Raw genomic sequence first — 9,405 nt, 5'->3', positions numbered from 1 at the left:
CTGCTCACGGCCGCAGACCCGCGCACCAGGCGTGTGTTTACATCGCTGCCGTTGTATCGCTGGTGGCGCAGGCTGCTCAATCCGCTCACTTGCTTTGTTGGCACTACGGTTTCCGAATATGCGCTTTTCCCGCCAGCCGATGAGTCCGCAGCCATCACGGCGGATACGCTGGTAGATCAACTCATGGTGGACTATTCAGGGTGTTACCCTTTCCTGATCGTCAAGGACATGCCTCATCAGTCCCCGCTCCTCGACGCAACGGCCAACGCGTACGCACAAAGGGTTGCCGCTGCTTGCGCGCACGCGGGATTCCTGCTGCTTGAAGGTCAGGCGTTGGCTTATGTACCGATCGATTTCAACTCGACCGACGACTACCTGGCACGGTTGTCTGCCGGACGCCGCAAGGACATCCGCCGCAAGCTGCGTGCCGCAGCGGCGCTTCATGTCGAGACAGTGCCTGCAGGCGACGCGCGCTTTGCCGATGCCGCGGTGCGCGCAGAATTTTATGCGCTTTATCTCAATGTATACAATCAAAGCGAACTGCAATTCGATTTGCTGTCACCTGCTTTTTTCGACGCGGTGCTGCGCGACGGTACAAGCGGCGGTATCGTTTTCATCTACCACCATGAAGGCCGCATGATCGGCTTCAATCTGTGCTACGTGACACACGGCAACCTCGTGGATAAATACGTCGGTTTCGCCTATCCGCAAGCGCGAGAACAGAGCCTGTACTTCGTCAGCTGGATGCACAACCTAGAATACGCGCGGGCGCGGGGGTTGCGGCACTATATCGCCGGCTGGACCGATCCGGAGATCAAAGCGTACCTCGGTGCGAAATTCACCTTTACGCGCCACGCCGTATACGTACGCAACCGCTTCCTGCGGGCCGTCGTGCGGTTTTTCGCCCCGCGCTTCGAACGCGATCGCGCATGGCAGGAAGCAAACACCAATGCGCCATCGAACCATCGTCCTTGATTTCGATCGATCCGTCGGCGAGTTGCCCGATGCGATCACCGTCGACCTCGCCGATTGGCAGGAGGAAATCCGTTTCGGCTGCTCGATTCGGCGATTGGACACATTGGCACGCAAGCTCGATGCGACACTGCCCGATGACCACGGCACGGTGCTCACCGGCAGCGGCGATTTTCATCACCTGACGTATCCGCTGGTACGCCGAGTGGGCACCCGCGCATCGGACCGATCATTCCAGGTCGTTGTTTTCGACAATCACCCTGACAATATGCGCTTCCCGTTCGGCATTCACTGCGGCTCGTGGGTGCGCCGTGTCGCAGCCCTGCCCTTCGTCAGCCACGTGCATGTACTCGGTATTACATCGTCGGATGTCAGCGCGTTGCACGCGTGGGAAAACTATCTTGCGCCGCTGCGCGCCGGGAAGCTCACGAACTGGTGCATGGATGTCGATATTCGCTGGGCCGCACGATTTGGGCTGGCGGACGCGTTCAAGGTGTTTCCTTCGTCTGCACAATTGATCGATCGGTTTGTCGAGGTGCTGGCGCAATCGCCGCAACCGACCTACCTGTCGATCGACAAGGACGTGCTCGATGTCGGCGTCGCACGTACCAATTGGGATCAAGGCCGTTTGCTTGAGGCCGACTTGAACGCCGTTATCGATGCGCTTGCCGGTCGTCTTGTCGGCAGCGATATCACCGGCGAGGTCTCCGTCTACGAGTACCGCACGCGCTGGAAGCGCTGGCTCAGCAAAGCCGATGGCCAGCAACCCATAGCGCAATCCGATCTGCTCAGTTGGCAGGATCAACAACACGCGCTCAATCGCCGGCTGCTGGCCAGGATCAACGCGAACCAGCAGTGACTTCTTCGAGGACGCGGCAAATATGCGCGAAGCGCTCGTCGTCCAGCCAGGGGCTGTTGGAAATTGTCAGCGTGCGGGCGGCAAACACGCGCGCGTTCGGAACGTCGGCACGAGGAACGATCGAGGCGAGATAAGGATAGTCCGGTAGCGCATGGATAAACAGGCGGCTCACGCCAAGACTCGTGCTCCATAACCGCGCAAGCGCCGCATCCCGCATGCCTTGATCGCTCATCGCCAGCAGCAGGAACGGCCAGGTTCCCTGCGCGTTGTCACCATCGCGCAGCACTTTCACGCCGGGAATCTGCGCCAGACGCGTTATGCGTTGCTGCGCGCGCGTCGCTAGTTCGTACTGAAAGTCCGACAAACGCGAAAACGCCCGCGCACCGACTCCCTGGCGCCAGGCGCCGACAAGATGCAATGGAATGGAGAGCGAAAAATCGTCGCCGACTGCCGCGGTCAAGGCACCGGCGTTCAGCGCCCGGCGCCGCGGCCATCCGTAGGCGAGCCACAAGCCGCGAGGTCGATACAGCAGATGGTAACCGACCAACTGAGTCGCGCGCCTGAATTCCCATGCGGCACTCGCGGCGACGAGTTCGTCATGGCAGCGGCGTAGTTGTACGCGCAGTTCAGGGTCGCGTGCGACGAGCAAACCGCCTTCGTACAGGGTCAATCCTTTGCCTGCGGCGAGACTGAAAAATCCGATATCGCCCGTGATGCCGACTGACGCTGTGCCGCTGCGCGCGCCGAGCGCTTGCGCGGCGTCTTCAATCACGAATGCGCCGACGCGCCGCGCACACGCCAAGGCGACGTCCACATTGGCGACGCGGCCGGCGAGGTGGGTCGGGATAATCGCCAATGTGTCGTTGTCGCAAGCGGCCGCGAGGGCGGCGGAATCCATGTCGAAATGATCGGGCGCGAGGTCGCACAACCGAACTTTGAGGCCGCAATGCGCAATCGCAATGGCGACAAGTGGACAAGTATACGCGGGCACCACGACGCTCATTCGGTCGCTGCGCCGGCGCAGCGCGGACAACGCAACGACCAGCGCGGCTGTGCCGGAGCATTCGATCTGGATATCGTCTACGCCGACAAAAACGGCGGCGCGTTCGGCCAGCGAGGGGGTGCTTGACGGAAACAAATCGCGCCACAGCGGAGGCAGGCCCGCAGTCGGTGGAACCTCGAAGATCGGGCTACGCAGCAGGCTCATCCACGCCTTCATGCGGCGGATCGAGGGCAAGACAGATGATGCCCGCGATGATCACGGCGCTGCCCAGGAGCTGTCCGATATCCAAGTGCTCGCCGAAGATCAGCACCGACAGCGCCAATACCGCAACCACTTCCAGATGCGACGCGGCGAACGCCGGACCGACCGGCGCGTGTTTGAGCAAGGTCATCCAGGTGAAAAAGGCACCGAGATACCCAGCGATCGAACCATAGACCCAGGGCGTGCTGAGCACGCGCTGCACCCAGCCGATATCCATCGCCAGCGGTGCGGCGTGCAGCGCGGTGAGCTTGAAGCAGACCTGCGTGAGCGTATCGAACAGCATCAGTGCGAGAAATCCGATGAAATAGAAACGACGCATCGCTCAGCTCACTCCAACGATGGCGACGCCAATAGCGATGAGCAGGCTGCCAGCGATGCGCAGCGGCGTGAACTTCTCCGCGAACACCCAGCGTCCAGCCAGCATCACCGCCACAATATTGATCGACCCCAGCAGCACACCTCGCGACAACGGCACCAACGACAGAAATGCCAGCCAGACCACGAATTCGGCGACGAAGCAGGTCACCCCGATCCAGATCCACGGCCGTCGCGCCATATTGCGCCAGCGCGCGAGGCCATCGCCACAATCGGTCTGCGCCGCCGCGGCCTTGAACGCCAAGTGTCCGCCAGTATCGAGGAGGAGGTTGAGCATCCAGAAGGTGATGATGAGGATCGACATGCGCGGCGTACGTCCAAGGCAAGGCCATAAAGCTGAAGAAAGTATGCGGGACGGGATCAATCCAGTCGAGTTTGCGGCAGTGGAAAATAAGCTTCGCCGACGCGTCAAGCTGCGGAAGTTCGCGCTCCGGGATCGGCTGTCGCCGGGCGCTCGAACATGTGCAGATCCAGATGACTTACCGGGATCGGCGCATGGTCCGGCCCGAACGCGACCTCGCCCAACCTCCAACCCGCCGGCCGACGGAACGCGCCCCAGAAGCGCCGCAACGCCCCCCATTGCATCGCCACGAGTCCGCGCCCGTTGTCGGCATCGACCGCAGGATCACCAACGCCGGTCGGCAGGATCGGTTGACCGAACAGGGCGGTGCCGAACAGGCTGTCCCAGATCGACAACACCTGGCCGAAGTTGCAGTTATGCAAATTGGGGCGCTGCGGATTGACGCGCATGTGGTGTAATCGGTGGAAGCGCGGATCGACGAAACATTTCTCCACGTAGCGGCCAAATCCCAGCCGCGTATTGGTATGTGAAAGGTTCTGCACCAATTCGCTGAGCAGCTCCAGCAGTGCGAACTGTGCTGCATCCACTCCCATCACCAGGCCGGCCGTAGCGAGAATGATCGACTGCAGCATGCCATCCAGATAGCTGCCGCGATCGTTCGTCCAGCAACTCATCTGACGCTGGCTGTGATGCATGCTGTGCAGGGCCCACCACCACGGGATCGCGTGCTGGGCGCGATGCATCCAGTAATAAGTCAGATCGTAGACAACGTAGTAGATCGCGAACGAAAGATAAGGATGCGAATCCAGCTGCGGCACCCAGTGCAGCAGACCGCCGACCGGTTCGCCGCCAGCGGCGCTATCGACGATGCCGAACAAGTTTGCGAACGGCGTCAATACGAGGAAGGCGAACAACGGATTCAGGCCGAGCAACATCAGCAGCGTATACAGCCGATCGATTCGGGTCAGGCGTCGATCGGCCCATTTCTCGGCCGGCGCGAACGTTTCCAGCGGACGGAAGATCAGCAAGATAATGCCGATCTGTATCAGCGCGATCAGCCCGGCTTCGGCGATGTCATTCGGATTGCCAACGACGCCCTGAATATGCAGAAACGACAACGTCGGTGCCACCACGTGCCCGCTCAGCCAGGCGATGCCATGGGGCCACCATTCAGTCACATCGAACATCAAAGCTACTTCGAAGAATCAATGCCACTCATAGCCTGCAGCACTGCTGCGAGGCAATCTTGTCCACGCGCAAAACGCGGGCTTGGCATGGATTGTACGACTCGCCAACTGCGCAGGTCGATCGGCCGGCCTTCTAGGGCTTGCCGAGAAAATCCTGCTTGCCAAGCTCCACGCCATTGTGCCGCAGAATCGCGTAGATCGTGGTCGCGTGGAAATAGAAATTCGGCAACACAAAATGCAGCAGGTAATCCAGCCCCTTGAAGCGCAATTCGCCCGTGCGCATGTTCAGGACGATATCGCGATCTTCGCTGCCTGCGTACTTCGCCGCGTCGATGCCGTTGATGAAATCCAGGGTCTTGCCGATGCGCGCGCGCAAATCCGCGAAGCTCGTCTCGGTGTCCGGGTGTGAAGGAATTTCCGTACCACTCAAGCGCGCCGCTGCGCCTTTCACCGAATCGCAGGCGATCTGCACCTGACGCGTCAGCGCAAACATGTCGGGCGCCAGCCGTGAATTGAGCAGCACTGCCGGTTCGATTTTTTTCTGCGCCACGAACGCCTCGGCCTTGTCGAACAACACAAGCACATTGCCAAGCATGCGATTGACGGTCGGAACCAGTACGTTGTACATCGAGATTTGCATGATGTCTCCTGAGAAATCGGGAATCGGAACGGGCAATCTGGTACAGACGATGGCAAACCGCCAGCAAAAGTCTGCAAGCCCGATCTCATGTGGGGGTATGGCCCCCAAGTCTCAAGCGCAGAGACGAACCCAGGTTCCAATCGACAGACTTCCCGCATTGTTCACCATTCGAAATGGTCAGCGATTGCTTTCGCAGCGATTACTACGTAAATTAGTAGTATGAACATACTCACCGACCGTCAGCAGGCCATCCTCGATTTCATCGAAGCCCATCTCGCGCGCGAGGGCCTGCCGCCCACGCATGAGGACATCGCCCTGGCCTTCGGTTTCAGCCAGCCGCGTGCGGCGGGATTCCATCTGCGGGCGCTGGCGCAGAAAGGCGCGATCGCCTTGCAGCCGGGCAAGGCGCGCGGCATCCGCGTCCTGCGCCCCGCACCGGCACCGGCGGCGATCTGGAATTTGCCATTGGTCGGCCGCGTCGCCGCCGGTCAGCCGATCGAAGCGGATGCGCATATCGAACGCGAGATTGCAGTCGACCGTCATCTGTTCTCGCCGCGCCCGCATTACCTGCTGCGCGTGCACGGCATGAGCATGCGCGATGCGGGCATCCTCGACCGCGATCTGATCGCCGTGCACCGCACGCCTGAAGCCGGCAATGGCCAGATCGTGGTCGCACGCATCGAAGGCGAGATCACCGTAAAGAGACTGCACCGCAGCCGAAAGCAGATCGTGCTGCTGCCGGAAAATCCCGACTTCGAGCCGATCGAGGTCGATCCGAAGACCGGCGATTTTGCGATCGAAGGCCTGTATGTCGGCGTGATCCGATTGCCCTGAGCCATGCCGCAACTGGCCGTTATCGAAAACATGCTGCGCGATCCGCGCATCTGGCGCGGCCGTGTCGTCGAGCAACAGGTGCCGTCGGCATCGACCGGCCATGCCGCGCTCGATGCGCTGCTGCCGCATCGCGGCTGGACGCTGGGCACGCTCAGCGAAGTGCTGTTCGATGCGGACGGCACCGGCGAACTCGAACTCGTCCTGCCGGTGCTGGCCGAATTGACCCGGCAACGGCGGCATGTCGTCATCGTCGCCGCGCCGTATGTGCTTTATGCACCGGCGCTGCGTGCGCACGATGTGCAACTTGAGTATCTGCATTGCATCGAGGCGAACGAGAACGAAGCGCTCTGGGCTGCCGAGCAATGCCTGCGCTCCGGCATTTGTGCAGCCGTGCTGTGTTGGCCACGTCAGGCGCACGAACGCAGTCTGCGCCGCCTGCAGGTCGCGGCGGAAACCGGTCAGGCACTCGGCTTCGCCTTTCGTCCGGCACGCGCGGCGACGAATCCATCGCCGGCCGCGACACGCATTCGCCTGCCACTGCGCAGCGACGGTACACAAATCGAGGTGATCAAATGCCGTGGCGGCATGGTGCCCACGCGCTCGATTGCGTTTCGCGCATCCGCCACGCCGGCGTGGTGAGGATGGAACCTATCTCAAAACGTAGCGAGCGAAGACAGGTCGTGTGTCGCCGGAGCGCAGGAACCGGAGTTTACATAAGGGTAAATGAGGATTCCGAGCACCGCCGGCGCACGAGATGTCGAGCGCAGTAGTTTTGAGAGAGGTTCCAAGCACATGTTGTGGGCCGCCCTGCTTTTGCCACGCCTCGCATTCGATGCGCTGTTGCGTCAGCGCGATACCGACGTCGATGTGAATACCACGGCTCTGATCTCGCGCGATCAGGCGCGGCCGCTCATCGTCGATGCCGCGCCGCGTGCGCTCGCGGCCGGCGTGCGACGTGGTCAATCGCTGGCCGCGGCGCAGGCCCTGTTCCCGACGCTGCGTCCGCTGCCGCACGATCCCGCGCAAGCACTGGCTCTGCGTGAACTGATCGCCAGTTGGGCTTATGGCTACAGTTCGCAAGTCAGCTTGCGCGAAGCCGATACGGTCCTGATCGAGATCGGCGGCAGCCTTTCGCTGTTCGGCCCCTGGCCGCTGCTGGAACGCCGCTGGCGCACCGATCTCGCCGAACTCGGTGTCACCCATCGGCTTGCCGCCGCGCCCACCGCGCTCGGCGCGCTCGCCCTCGCGCGCTCGCAGGACGGCACGATGATTCCGCAACTGCCGGTACTGCATACCGCACTCGCGGGATTGCGCATCGGCCATTGCCAGTTCGATGCAGCGACGGTCGAAGCGCTGCAAGGCATGGGTCTGCGCCATCTGCGCGATGTATTCCATCTGCCACGTGCGGGCTTGATCCGCCGCTTCGGCGCAGGGTTCGTCGATTATCTCGATCGGTTGCGCGGCGATCTGCCCGATCTGCCGCCCCTGTACCGGCCACCCGATCTTTTCCATGCGCGCATGGAATTCGATCACGAAATCGAGTCGAGCGAAGCGCTGCGTTTTCCGCTGCGCCGCCTGATTGGCGATTTGTGTACTTTTTTACACAGCCGCGACGGCGGCGTGCAGCAGTTCGATCTGCTGCTCGAACACGATCCGCTGCAATTCAAGCAGTTGGCGCCGACGTGTTTGCGCATCGGCACGCAGACACCGCAACGCGATCCGATCACCCTGTTCGACCTGTGCCTGCTGCGCCTGCAGGCAAGCACTATTCCCGCGCCGGTGCGCGCCTTGTGCCTGCGCGCCGAGGAACTGCCGCCCTTCGTACCCGCGGCGCGTGACTTGTTCGATGCACGCAATGGCACGCAACTCGACTGGCCGCAACTGGCCGACCGCTTGCGCAGCCGTCTCGGCGACGAAGCCGTGTACCGCATCGAGGCACGCGACGATCCGCGTCCCGAGCATGCCTGGAGCAAGCGGCGCAGCGTGCGTGAAGCGACCGCGCAATACCACGCACTGCGCCGGCCCGGAGCGCGCCCGACCTGGCTATTGCGCCGGCCGTTGCCGTTACGCGGCGAGCCCGGGCGCATTCTTGCCGGCCCCGAACGCATCGAAAGCGGCTGGTGGGACGGCGGCGATCTGCGCCGCGATTACTACGTGATCGAAACCCGCGAAGGCCAGCGCGCCTGGGCCTTTCGCGGTATCGGCGACGAAGCGCCGTGGCTACTGCACGGCTGGTTCGCATGAACGTGCCCGACTACGCCGAACTGCATTGCCTGTCGAACTTCTCGTTCCAGCGCGGCGCATCGAATGCATGCGAACTATTCGAACGCGCAAAAAAAAATGGCTATAGCGCGCTCGCGATTACCGATGAATGCAGCCTCGCCGGCATCGTGCGCGCGCTCGAGGCTGCGCGCGAGACCGGCGTCGCCTTGATTGTCGGCGCGGAGATGCAACTGCACGATGGACCCAAGCTGGTGCTGCTTGTGGAAAACCTCGCCGGCTATCAATCGCTGTGTGCGCTGATCACCCTGGCACGGCGCGCCGCAGCCAAGGGCAGCTACGCGATGACGTGCGCAGATACTGTCGCGCACACGCACGGCTTGCTCGCCTTGTGGATTCCCGCGACCACGCCGTCGCCGGATGAGGCAAACTGGATAAAGCGGCATTTTCCACAACGCGCATGGTTGGCGGTCGAGCTGCATCGCGACGCGGACGATGCCAGCCAGCTGCGTCGATGGCTCGCCTTCGCCGCCGAGCACGAGCTGCCTGCCGTCGCCGCAGGCGATGTGCATATGCATGTGCGCCGCCGTCGCGCGCTGCAGGACACCCTGACCGCGATTCGTCATCGCACGACAGTGCGCGCCGGTTGCGGTCATCTGTTCGCGAACGGCGAGCGTCACCTGCGCAAACGCGATGCGCTCGCGCAAATCTATCCACGCGAGTTGCTCGATGAAACCCTGCGCATCGCAACGC

Annotated in this window: 11 protein-coding genes; 6 read left to right on the top strand and 5 right to left on the bottom strand. The window is 62.1% G+C overall.

The genetic code is table 11. From position 1 onward, the window contains the following. Both VIE67_RS08330 and VIE67_RS08325 read left to right on the top strand, forming a co-directional pair. Positions 1-975: GNAT family N-acetyltransferase (locus tag VIE67_RS08330; protein ID WP_332025136.1), on the top strand; the 975-nt coding region annotated here is incomplete at its 5' end. Continuing rightward, on the top strand, positions 950-1,831 hold the full coding sequence (locus VIE67_RS08325) for an arginase family protein (RefSeq protein ID WP_332025134.1): 882 nt from the start codon (positions 950-952) through the stop codon (positions 1,829-1,831). The genes VIE67_RS08330 and VIE67_RS08325, both read left to right, overlap by 26 nt. Here the strand turns inward: VIE67_RS08325 and VIE67_RS08320 are convergent. The 5 genes from VIE67_RS08320 to VIE67_RS08300 all read right to left on the bottom strand — a co-directional run bounded on the left by VIE67_RS08320 (position 1,812) and on the right by VIE67_RS08300 (position 5,598). Beyond that, positions 1,812-3,038 (bottom strand): DegT/DnrJ/EryC1/StrS family aminotransferase, encoded by a 1,227-nt coding sequence (locus VIE67_RS08320; protein WP_332025132.1) that lies wholly within the window; start codon positions 3,036-3,038, stop codon positions 1,812-1,814. The two genes, VIE67_RS08325 and VIE67_RS08320, sit on opposite strands and share 20 nt — an antisense overlap. Further along, positions 3,022-3,414, bottom strand: coding sequence for a DMT family transporter (locus tag VIE67_RS08315; protein WP_332025130.1), 393 nt, complete (start codon positions 3,412-3,414; stop codon positions 3,022-3,024). The genes VIE67_RS08320 and VIE67_RS08315 overlap by 17 nt, the downstream gene beginning before the upstream one ends. 3 nt (positions 3,415-3,417) lie before the next feature. Next, positions 3,418-3,774 carry an EamA family transporter gene (locus VIE67_RS08310; RefSeq protein ID WP_332025128.1) on the bottom strand — a complete coding sequence of 119 codons (357 nt, stop codon included), beginning with the start codon at positions 3,772-3,774 and terminating at the stop codon, positions 3,418-3,420. 104 nt (positions 3,775-3,878) lie between these two features. Next, a complete protein-coding gene (locus VIE67_RS08305; protein WP_332025126.1) occupies positions 3,879-4,958 on the bottom strand; it encodes a sterol desaturase family protein in 1,080 nt (359 codons plus the stop codon). 133 nt (positions 4,959-5,091) lie between these two features. Next, positions 5,092-5,598 (bottom strand): DUF1993 domain-containing protein, encoded by a 507-nt coding sequence (locus tag VIE67_RS08300; protein ID WP_332025124.1) that lies wholly within the window; start codon positions 5,596-5,598, stop codon positions 5,092-5,094. Positions 5,599-5,817: 219 nt separating this feature from the next. On the opposite strand from VIE67_RS08300, the gene lexA reads away from it, so the two are divergent. The 4 genes from lexA to VIE67_RS08280 form a co-directional block, all read left to right on the top strand. After that, positions 5,818-6,432, top strand: a complete 615-nt coding sequence (gene lexA, locus VIE67_RS08295) for a transcriptional repressor LexA (protein ID WP_332025122.1) — start codon at positions 5,818-5,820, stop codon at positions 6,430-6,432. A 3-nt stretch (positions 6,433-6,435) separates the two neighbouring features. Beyond that, positions 6,436-7,071 carry a translesion DNA synthesis-associated protein ImuA gene (gene imuA / locus VIE67_RS08290; RefSeq protein WP_332025120.1) on the top strand — a complete coding sequence of 212 codons (636 nt, stop codon included), beginning with the start codon at positions 6,436-6,438 and terminating at the stop codon, positions 7,069-7,071. Positions 7,072-7,224: 153 nt separating this feature from the next. Further along, complete coding sequence (locus VIE67_RS08285) at positions 7,225-8,676, top strand: Y-family DNA polymerase (RefSeq protein ID WP_332025118.1); 1,452 nt, start codon at positions 7,225-7,227, stop codon at positions 8,674-8,676. Further along, the coding region (locus VIE67_RS08280) for a PHP domain-containing protein (RefSeq protein WP_332025116.1) at positions 8,673-9,405 on the top strand (733 nt) is incomplete at its 3' end. The genes VIE67_RS08285 and VIE67_RS08280, both read left to right, overlap by 4 nt.

Source organism: Rudaea sp. (assembly GCF_036560865.1).
Taxonomy (GTDB): Bacteria; Pseudomonadota; Gammaproteobacteria; order Xanthomonadales; family Rhodanobacteraceae; genus Rudaea.
Note: the sequence above shows the minus strand (reverse complement) of the source record. Positions and strands in the feature narration are given on the sequence as shown.

Bases quoted from the DNA above. Each gene is read 5' to 3' on its own strand.
- VIE67_RS08285 (WP_332025118.1), top strand. From the start codon at position 7,225: ATGTTGTGGGCCGCCCTGCTTTTGCCACGCCTCGCATTCGATGCGCTG.
- imuA (WP_332025120.1), top strand. From the start codon at position 6,436: ATGCCGCAACTGGCCGTTATCGAAAACATGCTGCGCGATCCGCGCATC.
- VIE67_RS08325 (WP_332025134.1), top strand. From the start codon at position 950: ATGCGCCATCGAACCATCGTCCTTGATTTCGATCGATCCGTCGGCGAG.
- VIE67_RS08315 (WP_332025130.1), bottom strand. From the start codon at position 3,414: ATGCGTCGTTTCTATTTCATCGGATTTCTCGCACTGATGCTGTTCGAT.
- VIE67_RS08310 (WP_332025128.1), bottom strand. From the start codon at position 3,774: ATGTCGATCCTCATCATCACCTTCTGGATGCTCAACCTCCTCCTCGAT.
- VIE67_RS08300 (WP_332025124.1), bottom strand. From the start codon at position 5,598: ATGCAAATCTCGATGTACAACGTACTGGTTCCGACCGTCAATCGCATG.
- lexA (WP_332025122.1), top strand. From the start codon at position 5,818: ATGAACATACTCACCGACCGTCAGCAGGCCATCCTCGATTTCATCGAA.
- VIE67_RS08305 (WP_332025126.1), bottom strand. From the start codon at position 4,958: ATGTTCGATGTGACTGAATGGTGGCCCCATGGCATCGCCTGGCTGAGC.
- VIE67_RS08320 (WP_332025132.1), bottom strand. From the start codon at position 3,038: ATGAGCCTGCTGCGTAGCCCGATCTTCGAGGTTCCACCGACTGCGGGC.